Annotated in this window: 16 protein-coding genes and 1 pseudogene; 13 read left to right on the top strand and 4 right to left on the bottom strand. The window is 40.5% G+C overall.

The genetic code is table 11. The features are described from left to right. Nucleotides 1-67: 67 nt before the first annotated feature. Entirely contained in the window at nt 68-1747 is a 1680-nt protein-coding gene (locus HT719_RS00795; RefSeq protein WP_000331962.1) for a ribonuclease J, read from the bottom strand. A gap of 1 nt (nt 1748) precedes the next feature. Beyond that, nucleotides 1749-1982 carry a DNA-dependent RNA polymerase subunit epsilon gene (locus HT719_RS00790; protein WP_000639571.1) on the bottom strand — a complete coding sequence of 78 codons (234 nt, stop codon included), beginning with the start codon at nt 1980-1982 and terminating at the stop codon, nt 1749-1751. A 502-nt stretch (nt 1983-2484) separates the two neighbouring features. Here HT719_RS00790 and HT719_RS11980 point away from each other — a divergent pair. Together HT719_RS11980 and HT719_RS00775 are read left to right on the top strand one after the other, a co-directional pair. Further along, nucleotides 2485-2578, top strand: a pseudogene (locus HT719_RS11980) (phospholipase); the annotation flags it as partial. A gap of 374 nt (nt 2579-2952) precedes the next feature. Then, nucleotides 2953-3168 carry a hypothetical protein gene (locus tag HT719_RS00775; protein WP_023935522.1) on the top strand — a complete coding sequence of 72 codons (216 nt, stop codon included), beginning with the start codon at nt 2953-2955 and terminating at the stop codon, nt 3166-3168. 321 nt (nt 3169-3489) lie between these two features. Here HT719_RS00775 and cibB read toward each other — a convergent pair whose 3' ends face one another. Both cibB and cibA read right to left on the bottom strand, forming a co-directional pair. Beyond that, on the bottom strand, nt 3490-3642 hold the full coding sequence (gene cibB, locus HT719_RS00770; RefSeq protein ID WP_000974046.1) for a fratricide two-peptide bacteriocin subunit CibB: 153 nt from the start codon (nt 3640-3642) through the stop codon (nt 3490-3492). Between the two features lies 1 nt (nt 3643). Continuing rightward, nucleotides 3644-3829, bottom strand: a complete 186-nt coding sequence (gene cibA / locus HT719_RS00765) for a fratricide two-peptide bacteriocin subunit CibA (RefSeq protein WP_000180841.1) — start codon at nt 3827-3829, stop codon at nt 3644-3646. Between the two features lie 176 nt (nt 3830-4005). Here cibA and tsaB point away from each other — a divergent pair, with 176 nt between their 5' ends. The 11 genes from tsaB (at nt 4006) to HT719_RS00710 (ending at nt 12851) form a co-directional block, all read left to right on the top strand. Then, the gene (tsaB, locus tag HT719_RS00760) at nt 4006-4689 is read left to right on the top strand and encodes a tRNA (adenosine(37)-N6)-threonylcarbamoyltransferase complex dimerization subunit type 1 TsaB (protein WP_100104421.1); all 684 of its coding nucleotides are present in this window, start codon (nt 4006-4008) and stop codon (nt 4687-4689) included. Further along, a complete protein-coding gene (gene rimI / locus HT719_RS00755; protein ID WP_054378376.1) occupies nt 4686-5123 on the top strand; it encodes a ribosomal protein S18-alanine N-acetyltransferase in 438 nt (145 codons plus the stop codon). The genes tsaB and rimI overlap by 4 nt, the downstream gene beginning before the upstream one ends. Beyond that, entirely contained in the window at nt 5113-6123 is a 1011-nt protein-coding gene (gene tsaD, locus HT719_RS00750) for a tRNA (adenosine(37)-N6)-threonylcarbamoyltransferase complex transferase subunit TsaD (protein ID WP_138702642.1), read from the top strand. Before rimI ends, tsaD begins: the two co-directional genes overlap by 11 nt. 104 nt (nt 6124-6227) lie before the next feature. Continuing rightward, entirely contained in the window at nt 6228-7091 is an 864-nt protein-coding gene (locus HT719_RS00745) for an XRE/MutR family transcriptional regulator (RefSeq protein WP_172927911.1), read from the top strand. 289 nt (nt 7092-7380) lie between these two features. After that, nucleotides 7381-7578, top strand: coding sequence for a peptide pheromone VP1 (locus HT719_RS00740; RefSeq protein ID WP_000933471.1), 198 nt, complete (start codon nt 7381-7383; stop codon nt 7576-7578). Between the two features lie 67 nt (nt 7579-7645). Then, a complete protein-coding gene (locus HT719_RS00735; protein WP_023935534.1) occupies nt 7646-8311 on the top strand; it encodes a CPBP family intramembrane glutamic endopeptidase in 666 nt (221 codons plus the stop codon). Between the two features lie 71 nt (nt 8312-8382). Continuing rightward, nucleotides 8383-9609 carry an MFS transporter gene (locus HT719_RS00730; protein WP_172927910.1) on the top strand — a complete coding sequence of 409 codons (1227 nt, stop codon included), beginning with the start codon at nt 8383-8385 and terminating at the stop codon, nt 9607-9609. Nucleotides 9610-9767: 158 nt separating this feature from the next. Next, a complete protein-coding gene (locus tag HT719_RS00725) occupies nt 9768-10463 on the top strand; it encodes an AzlC family ABC transporter permease (RefSeq protein WP_172927908.1) in 696 nt (231 codons plus the stop codon). Then, nucleotides 10453-10776 (top strand): AzlD domain-containing protein, encoded by a 324-nt coding sequence (locus HT719_RS00720; protein ID WP_172927906.1) that lies wholly within the window; start codon nt 10453-10455, stop codon nt 10774-10776. Before HT719_RS00725 ends, HT719_RS00720 begins: the two co-directional genes overlap by 11 nt. 236 nt (nt 10777-11012) lie before the next feature. After that, nucleotides 11013-11843, top strand: coding sequence for an amino acid ABC transporter substrate-binding protein (locus HT719_RS00715; protein ID WP_000724930.1), 831 nt, complete (start codon nt 11013-11015; stop codon nt 11841-11843). 153 nt (nt 11844-11996) lie between these two features. After that, the gene (locus HT719_RS00710) at nt 11997-12851 is read left to right on the top strand and encodes a MetQ/NlpA family ABC transporter substrate-binding protein (RefSeq protein ID WP_050207619.1); all 855 of its coding nucleotides are present in this window, start codon (nt 11997-11999) and stop codon (nt 12849-12851) included. Nucleotides 12852-12928 lie beyond the last annotated feature (77 nt).

Below are 12928 nucleotides of genomic sequence, written 5' to 3'. Positions count from 1 at the left end.
ACGAAGTCAGTAACCATATATACGGCAAGGCGAAGCTGACGTGGTTTGAAGAGATTTTCGAAGAGTATTATTCTTCATCTGGTGTGAGGATCATCGGGATGATAATCGGTTCACGTTCGGTATTTTCATAGAGGAAGGGGCGAATAGCGTTGACAATGGCACCATTGACAGATTGCACGCTAGCATCCTTGTTTTTCAGTGCGATACGAATGGCATTGAAGAGGATACGCTGGCTTTGGCGAATCAGGTCGCCAGACTCTCTCATGTAGACAAAGCCTCGGCTGAGGATGTCTGGACCAGATAGAATCATCTGCGACTTGAAGTCAACAGTTGCGACTGCTAAAACGACACCGTCTTCAGATAGATCACGACGGTCTTTGAGGACAGCTGCGCCGATTTCACCGATACGATTTCCATCGACATAGATGTCTTGGGCGTTGAAATGACCTGCAATACGAGCTGAGTCAGCAGTAAGGGCAAGCACATCACCATTACTCATGATAAAGATATTGTCCTTCTCAACACCAGTATCCACTGCTAGTCCAGCGTGGACTTTTTGCATGCGGTATTCACCGTGGACAGGCATGAAGTATTTTGGCTTAATCAAGCGGAGCATGAGTTTTTGCTCTTGCTGGCCACCGTGTCCAGATGTATGGATATTGTTCACTTTACCGTGGATAACTTCGACACCAGCTTCAGAAATGATGTTAATCAGCTTGTTGACGCTAGTCGTATTTCCAGGGATTGGGCTTGAAGAGAAGATAACGGTATCACCGGGTTGGAGTTGTACCTGACGGTGGGTTCCGTTGGCGATACGAGAGAGGGCTGCCATAGGCTCGCCCTGACTACCTGTACAGAGGATCAGAACCTCGCCAGCAGGGTAGTCTTTGATTTCATTTGGCTCGATAAAGGTTCCCTTAGGAGCTTTGATGTAGCCAAGGTCGATTCCGTTGACAATGGCCTTTTCCATAGAACGACCAAAGACCGCAATCTTACGTCCAGTCTTAACAGCAGCTTCAGTTGCTTGCTGGAGACGGAAGATATTTGAGGCAAAGGATGCAAAGATGATACGTCCTTCAATGCCTTGGATAATCTTCATGATGGACTGACCAACGACTTTTTCAGAGTTGGTAAAGGTTGGCACTTCTGCATTTGTTGAGTCAGACAGAAGACAAAGCACGCCTTCTTCACCAAGGGCAGCCATACGATGCAAGTCTGCAGGTTCTCCAACTGGAGTAAAGTCGAACTTGAAGTCGCCCGTACAGATGATTTTTCCTTGCGGAGTATGAATGACAATTCCCAAAGGCTCTGGAATAGAGTGAGTCGTTCTAAAGAAAGTTGCCTTGAGATTTTTAAAGGTCAACTCAGTGTTGTGGTTTATTTCGTAAAGTTTGGCGTTGCGCAAGAGGCCGTGTTCTTCGAGTTTCCCACGGATCAAAGCCAAGGCAAGTGGTCCAGCATAGATAGGGACATTTGCTTGCTTGAGCAGGAACGGAATCCCACCAATGTGGTCCTCGTGTCCGTGTGTGATTAAAACAGCCTTGACGCGGTCGATATTGTCCACGATGTATGAGTAGTCAGGAATGACATAGTCGATACCCAGCAAGTCATCTTCTGGGAATTTAATCCCAGCATCGACGATGATAATCTCATCTTGGTATTCAATTCCGTATGTATTTTTCCCGATTTCTCCCAGACCACCGATGGCAAAAACGCCGACTTCTTCAGGTTTAAGAGTGTAGGCCATATTAGAACTCCGTAATTTCGAAGGCGCCAGTTTCTTTTTCGTAATCTAGCAATTTGTCAGACAAGAGTTCGATATACTCGATATTGTACTCTGGGCGATTTTCTTCGACAAGTTGGCGAGCAGCGATACGGCCCTCAAGTTCTGAGTTGGCATCGATGTCTAGGTATAGTGCGCGTGTTGTTTCACGACGTGGGCTACGTTCTTTTGTTTCTTGATAAAAAACTTTGTAAATCATATAGTTCCTTTCTATTTTACAGGTCAGCTTATTCCAAACTTTTAGCATAGATTTGCTTGATTTCATTCCATTTTGTGTCTAGATTGACCTTGATTCGTTACAATTATTTCAATTATACCACAAAATGAAAAATTAGTAAAAGACGGAAACGAGAAAGTCATGGGACGATTTCTTTGGTAAACGCTTGCAATATCAAAAAGTATATGCTATAATAATAGAAAGAAATAGTATAAGCTGGAAAGGAAATAATTCGGAAACTATATTGTTTAGTGCTATTGATATTATGTTTAACTTTATAGATACTTCTGAATTGGATAAAGTTACCGAATTGAATGAACATGGTTTCCCTGTAGTTAGATTAGATAAAGCAGAGGAGCTTGGTTTAGATAATGAAGCTTTGGAGGTAGGGCGTGTTTTAAACGAAATCGTAACGGATATAGAGACTAACGGAGAGTCAACTGATTTGGCTAGAATGGATCGCTCTCTTTTTCCTATAGGCTCTTATGGTAATTATTGTGGTTATGGGAAATAATGGATATTCTATTCCAGCTATTGATGATTTAGATATGGCTTGTTTCTATCATGATAAGTGTTTTAAGGGATTTTTAGCAGATAATAGAAGTTGCAATGCCGCATTCCTAATAAGATTATCTCCTATTGTAGCAAATAATGCTTGGAATACAACTAAAGGAGCATATGCAAGAGCAGCTGTGGCTCTATTTTCTAGATTCGTATAAGACTAAGTTTTTGTAAAATATGAGTTGTTACGTAAAAGTGTTGATATGAATATTGGTGTCTATGAACAGAATCTTATTTTATAAGTTTTAACTTATCTTTTAAGGTTTCTGTTTATAGGCGCTTGTAGATGTGTTTATGTCTTTAAAAAATATATTTGCGATATTAAAAATGGATACTTATGCAATATTTCACTTTACTTATTAAGATAATTTTAAACTAAGGAGGTTGCCCTATGTATAACTTATTTGCTTTTGCTATCGGAGCTCGCTTGGTAGCTTTTATTGTTTTTGTTGCTTGCGTTTATGGAGGGAATCTTCTATTTGCCAAACTGGAACGACGACAAACCAAGTTCTTGTGGAAAATTACCTTTGTGACTCTCTACTCGCTTTTTCTCCTCCTTGTAACCTATGTCGTTTGGTTTGTATTTTACTTTGGATTAAATGCTTAGATGCCCCGCTTATGCTGGGGCTTTTTGTTTGGTGGCAAAAGATAGTAAATTTATGACACGAAAATTCCACCCCATCTATCAAGATGAGGTGGTCTTTGCATTTTTCTAAAATGACATGACAATGGAATTTTCAGAGCTTATTATTTTTATGGGAGTCATTGTTCTGCTCAAAAATAGAGTTGAAGCATAAAAATAAAACAATACAAACAGATAGATCAATTGGTAAAGGGATAGTAGTCATGTTTAAATCATTGAGAATGCTGAGCAAACTATAAGAGATAAAGATAATAAAATTTATCCTTCTAAAAATGTGTTTTTTATCTAGCATGACTTACCAAACTTTTTACGAAGGTCTTTTCCAATGGTATAACCTGCCATAAATAAAGCGATACCAACACCTACACCAAAGCCACCCTTTATTTCTTGCAATTCCTTAGTAGAAATTTCACAATAGTTGTTCAAATCTTTCATCATATTAATCTCCTCCTAAAAAATAACCAGCTGCCAAACCAGAACCTATAAGTGCTGTTCCACCTGCAATAGCTTTCCAAGATACTGCTACTCCAAAGATAACCAAGGGAGCGAGACCGCCATCAATATCTGATAATTCATTTTCAGATAAGGATAAAAATTGATTGTCAAGAACGTCAAAATTTGTCATTGAACTTTCCTCCTTTTTTCTTGTTCACTTTTATATTCGTAAAAGAAAAGGAAAAGTGAACATTTTTTTAAATTATTTTTAGTTAAGTGAGGGCACTCTTGTTTGGGGATAAAGAAAATTCCCATGTGCCAGCTTTTGTAGTATAATAGTAAGCAGAAAAAAGATAGGAATGTGTTATGAAAGTATTAGCTTTTGATACGTCTAGCAAGGCTCTTTCTCTCGCTATTTTAGAGGATAAGCAGGTTCTTGCCGAGACGACGATTAATATTAAGAAAAATCACAGTATTACCCTTATGCCTGCCATCGATTTTTTGATGGCGAGTGTGGACTGGACGCCCAAAGATTTGGATCGAATCGTGGTGGCGGAAGGGCCAGGTAGCTACACAGGCTTGCGAATTGCGGTGGCAACTGCCAAAACCTTAGCTCACACTCTAAACATCGAGTTGGTTGGTATGTCGAGTCTCTTGGCTCTGGTGCCCTACCAACAAGAAGGCTTGTTCGTTCCTTTGATGGATGCGCGTCGCAACAATGTTTATGCAGGATTTTATGAAAATGCCAAATCTGTCATGCCAGAAGCACACCTGCCCTTTGAGCGAGTGATTGAGTTAATCAAGGGGGCTAGTCAGGTAACCTTTGTCGGAGAAGTTGTCCCCTTTGTGGAGCAGATTCAAGAACATTTATCAAGAACTAATTACAAAGAAACCTTGCCTAATGCAGCCAATCTTGCTCTTTTGGCCTGGGACAAGGAAGCAGACTCCTTACACGACTTTGTGCCAAATTACCTCAAACGTGTTGAGGCAGAGGAAAACTGGCTCAAGAACCACACCGAGTCTGGCGAGTCTTACATTAAACGCCTATGATAGAAATCAAACGAATCCAACAGCAGCCTGATCTAGCTAAAGCCATCTACGCTGTTATGATAGCTGTTTACCCAGTCAGTCCTTGGACGCTGGAACAAATCCAAGCTGACCTATTCCAAGACCAGACTTGGTATGCTCTGGCCTATGATGGGGCAGAAGTGATTGGATTTCTAGCTGTGCAGGAAAATATCTTTGAGGCAGAAGTCTTGCAAATCGCTGTTAAAGGAGACTATCAGGGTCAGGGGATTGCGTCAGCCTTGTTTGCTCAATTGCCGACAGACAAGGAGATTTTCCTCGAAGTCAGAAAGTCAAATCATCGAGCGCAAGCATTTTACAAGAAAGAAAAGATGGCAGTCATCGCTGAGCGAAAGGCCTACTACCATGACCCAGTCGAGGACGCCATCATCATGAAGAGAGAAATAGATGAAGGATAGATATATTTTAGCATTTGAGACATCCTGTGATGAGACCAGTGTTGCCGTCTTGAAAAACGACGATGAGCTCTTGTCCAATGTCATTGCTAGTCAAATTGAGAGTCACAAACGTTTCGGTGGCGTAGTACCTGAAGTAGCCAGTCGTCACCATGTCGAGGTCATTACAGCCTGTATCGAGGAGGCACTAGCAGAAGCAAGGATTACCGAAGAGGACGTGACAGCTGTTGCGGTTACCTATGGACCAGGCTTAGTTGGAGCCTTACTAGTCGGTTTGTCAGCTGCTAAGGCCTTTGCTTGGGCGCATGGACTTCCACTGATTCCTGTTAATCACATGGCTGGTCACCTCATGGCGGCTCAGAGCGTGGAGCCTTTGGACTTTCCCTTGCTAGCCCTCTTGGTCAGCGGTGGACATACAGAGTTAGTTTATGTTTCTGAGGCCGGTGATTACAAGATTGTTGGGGAAACGCGAGATGACGCGGTTGGGGAGGCCTATGATAAGGTCGGCCGTGTCATGGGCTTGACCTATCCTGCAGGTCGTGAGATTGACGAACTTGCTCATAAAGGTCAGGATATTTATGATTTCCCACGTGCTATGATTAAGGAGGATAATCTGGAGTTTTCATTCTCAGGTTTGAAATCTGCCTTTATCAATCTTCACCACAATGCTGAGCAAAAGGGAGAAAGTCTGTCTACAGAGGATTTGTGTGCTTCCTTCCAAGCAGCTGTACTGGATATTCTCATGGCTAAAACCAAGAAGGCTTTGGAGAAATACCCTGTTAAAACCCTTGTCGTGGCAGGTGGCGTGGCAGCCAATAAAGGTCTCAGAGAACGCCTAGCAACTGAAATCACAGATGTCAATGTCATCATTCCACCTCTGCGTCTCTGCGGAGACAATGCAGGTATGATTGCCTATGCCAGTGTCAGCGAGTGGAACAAAGAAAACTTTGCAAACTTGGACCTCAATGCCAAACCAAGCCTCGCTTTTGATACCATAGAATAAAGAGTCAGCTTAAGGCTGGCTTTTTTATTTTTTCTAACTATCAGAATATTTTGACAAATGAACACAAATAATGATATAATATGCAAAAGCTAGGAGGTGGTAGGATGATTGAAAAAATGGAATTGGGGGAATTTTACAAGGAACTGCGCCTGGCTAGAAAGCTCAAGCAGTCAGATGTGGCTTGTGCTGGACTAACATCTTCTCAGCTATCCAAGTTTGAACTAGGACAGTCTATGCTGTCTGCAGATAAGTTGATCCTAGCCATCCAAGGTATAAATGTGACCTTTGATGAGTTTGGGCACAAGCTCATCAACTATCAAGAATCTCCACATATGCGAATCGGTCGAAAGGTTGTGGATCGCTTTGCCCACCAAGATATCGCTGGCTTAGAGCAACTATTGGAGAAAATCAAGCAAGAACAGATGGCAGAGACCTATCGTCGTTTGAATGCTATTGTAATCAAAGATGCCATCCACTCACTAGATAAAAGCTACCCACTAGCAGAGGAGGATAGCGAGTTTTTGACCACCTATCTCTATGCTATCGAGTCTTGGACCTGGTTTGAACTCTATCTCTTTTGCAATACTATGCCCTTCTTGAGCAATCAAGATCTGATCTTTTTATCAACCTCCTTACTCGAAAAATCCAAAGAATTTAAAGAGTTGGTACATAATAGACTGTATATGAAAAGTGGCTTTCTGAATATTATATCAGAGCTCATGGAGCGAAAACTTTTCTCATACATCCCAATCTTCGAAGCCGAGTTGGAGAGCATGTTGCGTCCGTACGATGTTTTTGAGAAAGTATCGTGGCAATTTTTAAAGAAAATGAGTATTTTTCTTCAAACCAAGGGAAGCAACCAAAAAGAGATTGAAAATTTTATCCAATCTCTGCAAGTATTAGAAAATCCACAATTGACAGCCCTTTTTGAATTGCGTTTGCAGCAATACAAAGAGCTTATCGATTAGTTAAAAACGGGATGACAATAACCCACTCCGAAATAAGCAGGAGTATCAGTTGTATTTTTCTTTTCTTCATCATTATATCCCTCCTTGTTAGTAATAACTTTATTATACCAGAGAAGTAATCAAATTCACCAAAATCGCAAATCTGAAATTTCTATAAGAAAAAATATCAAATATGCGATTTTCTAAAATAAGCCAATTTCCGTGTTATACTGTCCTTGTAAAACATTTGAAGCAAATCCTAGGTCGCAGAAGTGGTTTACAAATGAAGATAATTGAAGGAGTGTAAAAGATGTTAAATTTACAATTTGCAGAAACAATGGAATTGACAGAAGCTGAGTTGGAGACAGTTTATGGAGGGGAACTTGGGTATAATGCCGTTATCCCAGGTGGTAGTTGGGGAGGTTTAGGAACGTCTTGGTCAATCACTAATTTCTGGGAGAAATATTTTAACCATGATTCTTCCACTGTTAATCGTCGCCATTATTGATATTCAAAGTCCTTGCCTTTTTCTTGGGTAGGGGCTGTCTTTATTTCATAGTATAGGAGAAAATAAAATGGGAAAGATAACTTCAAGATACTACTTTTTTATAGCGATTCTACTCGTCCTTGCTTATCAGTACCTTAGTGGTCTGGTTTTATCTAGCGACTTTGCTCTTGTTCTATCTGACTTTGGTTATTATCTGTCGGATATGATGTTGCATTTTCTTGTCGTTTTTATTGCTTTTTTTGCTATGGTTAAGTCAGGCAAATGGCAGAAAATCAAGAGTAGAAAGTTTAAAGGATCCTATCTTTTCTATTCCTTCCTAGCTCTGCTTGCTTTTGTTGTTTGGAATTTCGTCACCTTTTTTCTTTTCCCTCCTACCAAAAATGAAATTGCTTATCAACTGGATGTTCCTACTTTTACAGGAGCTACAGCATTTTTGATGTATTTTTTCTATCCTGTTATAGCAGGTCCCATTTTTGAAGACATGATTTATCGGGGATTGGTGATGACAGCTCTGGAAAAAGGAAAGAAATGGGGACTAGATGTACTTGGTTCTGCTATTTTATTTGGGGTCTTGCACATTAGTAATCACGGTTGGGTTTTAACAGACTTTTTTGTATATATGGGTGGTGGCCTCATATTTGCCATCTTGTTTAGAGTAACCAAGTCCATTTATTGGCCTATTGGACTGCATATAGTCTACAATGGCATTGGTCAAATTTTACCGTTGCTGTAATTTTGGTTGTGAGTAGTATCGCGGTCTATTTCTGGGGAAAGATTCCCATTTGAACTTAAAAAGGAGTTATAATGAAAGTATTTCTTCAAAACAGAGATTTTAGGCAATTAACCATCAACCAGTGGATTTCAACACTTGGGGATACGATTTTTTATCTGGCCTTTTTGAATTATGTGGCAGATGCCTCTTTTGCCCCTTTGGCGATTTTACTTATCACGATTTCAGAAACCCTGCCCCAAGTTCTACAAATCTTTCTGGGAGTTTTGGCGGATTTTCAACATCATCGTGTCTTGAAATACACAGTCATTAGTTTTGCAAAATTTTTGCTTTACTCTATCGTTTCTTTATCACTTTCAGGGCAGTCCTTTTCCTTAGTACTAGTAGCCTTTATTTGTCTGATTAACCTCTTGTCTGACACATTGAGTTATTTTTCAGGCACCATGCTCACTCCGATTTTCATTAGAATTATTGGGCAAGACCATTTGGCAGAAGCTATTGGGTTTAAACAGTCAACTGTTAGTTTAGTGAAAACAATCAGTAATATTTTAGGAGGAGTCTTACTAGGTATTCTATCCATCCAGTTTATTTCCTTACTGAATGCTCTTACCTTTTTAATCGCATTTTTAGGTATCCTTTTCATAAAAACTGACCTCTTGAAAGTAGAAAAAACGATTAGCTATCAAGAAGGACTCTCTGTAAAATCCTTTTGCCAGCATTTGCTCCAATCATCGAAATTGATATGGAATATGAATAAGGTGCTCTTGGTTTTGTTTATTATTTCTATTAGTCAGGCAGTGATAAATGTTACAGTTCCTGTTTCTACTCTGTTTTTGAGGAATCAACCCTTTTTGAATTTACAAACAGGTCAATCTCTTGCCTTGCTATCCACTTTTGAACTGTCAGCCCTGATTGTCGGAAGCCTTGTAAGTGGCTATCTGAAAAATATGATTTCTATCAAAACAGCTCTCTATGCCTCACTTGTCATCCAGTTGCTTCTTCTAGTAGGATTTGCTACAGTTCGTTTTGACTGGATTCTCATCTTTAGTGCCGTGGATGCCTTTTTCGCAGGTGTTCTCTCTCCTAGATTGCAAGAACTCGTCTTTAAACAAATACCTGAGGAGTCAATGGGAGCAGTTCAATCTTCTATCGGTGCCATTACGGTTGTTTTACCTAGCTTATTTACAATAGCTTTGGTAACCATTGCTACTAGCTTTGGAACTCTGGCAGTTAGCTTTGTTTTATTGCTATTTCTTCTAGTTGCCTTTGTCATGCTTCTGAATCTTCGTGAAAGTATTTAGTGAAGAATTTCTATAATTTATGTTTGAGACTGGACTGCCAGTCTTTTTATGATAGCTACAATCAACAGACTTTTTTCTCTTTCCTGAATGTGTTATAATAGTCCATGCTGTGGCTGGATTCTTATCAGCCCATTTATTAAGACAATATGAGGAGAAAGATGAAAGAAAAAGGATTTTGGGAGGGGGCGCAGGCAGCCATGCCAACAGCCCTTGGTTATGTCAGTATCGGCCTAGCCTGTGGGATTATCGGTGCTCCCTATGTGACACCTGTTGAGATGGGATTGATGAGCCTCTTTGTTTATGCTGGGAGTGCCCAGTTTGCCATGCTGGCACTAATTGCGGTTCAAGCACCTGTGGCAGCTATTGCTATGACGGTTTTTTTGATCAATTTGCGTCTCTTTTTGCTGAGCTTGCATGCGTCAACCTATTTCCGTCATACCAGTATCTGGCACAATATCGGTATGTCTAGTATCTTGACAGATGAGACTTATGGTGTTTTGATGGGCGAATTGGCCCATACAGATAAGGTCAATCCGATGTGGATGCACGGAAACAATCTCAACAGCTATGTAGCTTGGTTTGTGGGAACAGTGGTCGGAACGGCTCTAGGTGGCCTGCTGCCAAATCCAGAAATCTTTGGTTTGGATTTTGCCCTAGTTGGGATGTTCATCGGCATTTTTGCTTCGCAATTCCAGATTATGCAAAGACGGATTCCTGTCCGCAATCTGCTCATTATCCTAGCAGTTGTTGCGGTGTCCTTCTTTTTGCTCTTGACAGTGGTGTCTCAGTCACTAGCTGTTCTGTTTGCGACCTTGCTAGGTTGTACAATGGGGGTGGTTTTAGATGGTCAGTAAGTATCTTTTATTAGCAGTTATTTTCTCTGGTCTTGTGACCTGGATTCCCCGTATGATTCCTTTCATCTTGGTCAAGTATAAGGGCTTGCCTGCGATTGTTGAGCATTTTTTGAAGTTCTTGCCCGTTTCTATTATCTTTGCTTTGATTCTTTCAAGCGTAGTGACAGGTAATGTTGGGAGTCTTCCTCAAATCAAATGGCTGGACTTCTTATCCATCTTTCCAACAGCTTGGGTAGCCTTTCGCTACCGCAATCTAGTCGGAACAGTTCTCTTTGGAGTGGTCTTAATTGCAGTCTTGCGTTTGGTCTTTTAATACTCTTCGAAAATCTCTTCAAACCACGTCAGCTTTGCCTTTCCGTAGGTATATGTAACTGACTTCGTCAGTCTTATCTCCAACCTCAAAACAGTGTTTTGANNGTTTGCTCTTTGATTTTCACTGAGTATAAATCAGCCATAAAGAAAACCTATCACAGATATAGATATCATATAATGGCGTAAATAGTCTTTTTCTGTTAAGATTATAAGGTATTCTATTTTGGAGGAAATGACATGAAAAAAATCGTTAAATACTCATCTCTTGCAGCCCTTGCTCTTGTTGCTGCAGGTGTGCTTGCGGCTTGCTCAGGTGGTGCTAAGAAAGAGGGAGAAGCAGCTAGCAAGAAAGAAATCATCGTTGCAACCAATGGCTCGCCAAAACCATTTATCTATGAAGAAAATGGCGAATTGACTGGTTACGAGATTGAAGTCGTTCGCGCTATCTTTAAAGACTCTGACAAGTATGATGTCAAATTTGAAAAGACAGAATGGTCAGGTGTCTTTGCTGGTCTTGACGCTGACCGTTACAATATGGCTGTCAACAATCTTAGCTACACTAAAGAACGTGCGGAAAAATACCTTTATGCCGCACCAATTGCCCAAAACCCTAATGTCCTTGTAGTGAAGAAAGATGACTCTAGTATCAAGTCTCTCGCTGATATCGGTGGAAAATCGACGGAAGTCGTTCAAGCCACTACCTCAGCTAAGCAGTTAGAAGCATACAACGCTGAACACCCGGACAACCCAACTATCCTTAACTATACTAAGGCAGACTTCCAACAAATCATGGTACGTTTGAGCGATGGCCAATTTGACTATAAGATTTTTGATAAAATCGGTGTTGAAACAGTGATCAAGAACCAAGGTTTGGATAACTTGAAAGTCATTGAACTTCCAAGCGACCAACAACCGTACGTTTACCCGCTTCTTGCTCAAGGTCAAGATGAGTTGAAATCATTTGTAGACAAACGCATTAAAGAACTCTACAAAGACGGAACGCTTGAAAAATTGTCTAAACAATTCTTCGGAGACACTTACCTACCAGCAGAGGCTGATATTAAATAATTTCTTGAAATCATCCATTCTGAATAAGATGGGTGATTTCTCAGTTCTTAGATATATAGTTTTAAACTATATATCTGACTATCTAATAACAATTTGTGAAATAAAACAAAGTATGAGATACTAGTACGGTATTATTTTTAAGGAGAAAGAATCATGAAAATCAAAAAATGGCTTGGCCTAGCAGCCCTTGCTACAGTCGCAGGTTTGGCTCTTGCAGCTTGCGGAAACTCAGAAAAGAAAGCAGACAATGCAACAACTATCAAAATCGCAACTGTTAACCGTAGCGGTTCTGAAGAAGCTCGTTGGGATAAAGTTCAAGAATTGGTTAAAAAAGACGGAATTACCTTGGAATTTACAGAGTTCACAGACTACTCACAACCAAACAAGGCAACTGCTGATGGCGAAGTAGACTTGAACGCTTTCCAACACTACAACTTCTTGAACAACTGGAACAAAGAAAACGGAAAAGACCTTGTAGCGATTGCTGATACTTACATCTCTCCAATCCGCCTTTACTCAGGTTTGAATGGAAGTGACAACAAGTACACTAAAGTAGAAGACATCCCAGCAAACGGAGAAATCGCTGTACCGAACGATGCTACAAACGAAAGCCGTGCGCTTTACTTGCTTCAATCAGCTGGCTTGATTAAATTGGACGTTTCAGGAACTGCTCTTGCAACAGTTGCTAACATCAAAGAAAATCCAAAGAACTTGAAAATCACTGAATTGGACGCTAGCCAAACAGCTCGTTCATTATCATCAGTTGACGCTGCTGTTGTAAACAATACCTTCGTTACAGAAGCAAAATTGGACTACAAGAAAGCACTTTTCAAAGAACAAGCTGATGAAAACTCAAAACAATGGTACAACATCATCGTTGCGAAAAAAGATTGGGAAACATCACCAAAGGCTGATGCTATCAAGAAAGTGATCGCAGCTTACCACACAGATGACGTGAAAAAAGTTATCGAAGAAACATCAGACGGTTTGGATCAACCAGTTTGGTAATAAGAAACAGGGAGGTGGGAGAGAGAATTCCACCTCTTGCTTTTGTATAGAGCATGGATTGTCAGGAAGAGTAGTTC

Origin of the sequence: Streptococcus sp. k-378 (assembly GCF_013277505.1) — a bacterium.
Lineage (GTDB): Bacteria > Bacillota > Bacilli > Lactobacillales > Streptococcaceae > Streptococcus > Streptococcus pseudopneumoniae.
This window is presented reverse-complemented; position numbering and strand designations above follow the sequence as displayed.

Bases quoted from the DNA above. Each gene is read 5' to 3' on its own strand.
- tsaD (WP_138702642.1), top strand. From the start codon at position 5,113: ATGAAGGATAGATATATTTTAGCATTTGAGACATCCTGTGATGAGACC.
- HT719_RS00715 (WP_000724930.1), top strand. From the start codon at position 11,013: ATGAAAAAAATCGTTAAATACTCATCTCTTGCAGCCCTTGCTCTTGTT.
- cibA (WP_000180841.1), bottom strand. From the start codon at position 3,829: ATGACAAATTTTGACGTTCTTGACAATCAATTTTTATCCTTATCTGAA.
- HT719_RS00775 (WP_023935522.1), top strand. From the start codon at position 2,953: ATGTATAACTTATTTGCTTTTGCTATCGGAGCTCGCTTGGTAGCTTTT.
- HT719_RS00745 (WP_172927911.1), top strand. From the start codon at position 6,228: ATGATTGAAAAAATGGAATTGGGGGAATTTTACAAGGAACTGCGCCTG.
- HT719_RS00710 (WP_050207619.1), top strand. From the start codon at position 11,997: ATGAAAATCAAAAAATGGCTTGGCCTAGCAGCCCTTGCTACAGTCGCA.
- HT719_RS00735 (WP_023935534.1), top strand. From the start codon at position 7,646: ATGGGAAAGATAACTTCAAGATACTACTTTTTTATAGCGATTCTACTC.
- cibB (WP_000974046.1), bottom strand. From the start codon at position 3,642: ATGATGAAAGATTTGAACAACTATTGTGAAATTTCTACTAAGGAATTG.
- HT719_RS00790 (WP_000639571.1), bottom strand. From the start codon at position 1,982: ATGATTTACAAAGTTTTTTATCAAGAAACAAAAGAACGTAGCCCACGT.
- HT719_RS00725 (WP_172927908.1), top strand. From the start codon at position 9,768: ATGAAAGAAAAAGGATTTTGGGAGGGGGCGCAGGCAGCCATGCCAACA.
- rimI (WP_054378376.1), top strand. From the start codon at position 4,686: ATGATAGAAATCAAACGAATCCAACAGCAGCCTGATCTAGCTAAAGCC.
- HT719_RS00795 (WP_000331962.1), bottom strand. From the start codon at position 1,747: ATGGCCTACACTCTTAAACCTGAAGAAGTCGGCGTTTTTGCCATCGGT.
- HT719_RS00720 (WP_172927906.1), top strand. From the start codon at position 10,453: ATGGTCAGTAAGTATCTTTTATTAGCAGTTATTTTCTCTGGTCTTGTG.
- HT719_RS00740 (WP_000933471.1), top strand. From the start codon at position 7,381: ATGTTAAATTTACAATTTGCAGAAACAATGGAATTGACAGAAGCTGAG.
- tsaB (WP_100104421.1), top strand. From the start codon at position 4,006: ATGAAAGTATTAGCTTTTGATACGTCTAGCAAGGCTCTTTCTCTCGCT.
- HT719_RS00730 (WP_172927910.1), top strand. From the start codon at position 8,383: ATGAAAGTATTTCTTCAAAACAGAGATTTTAGGCAATTAACCATCAAC.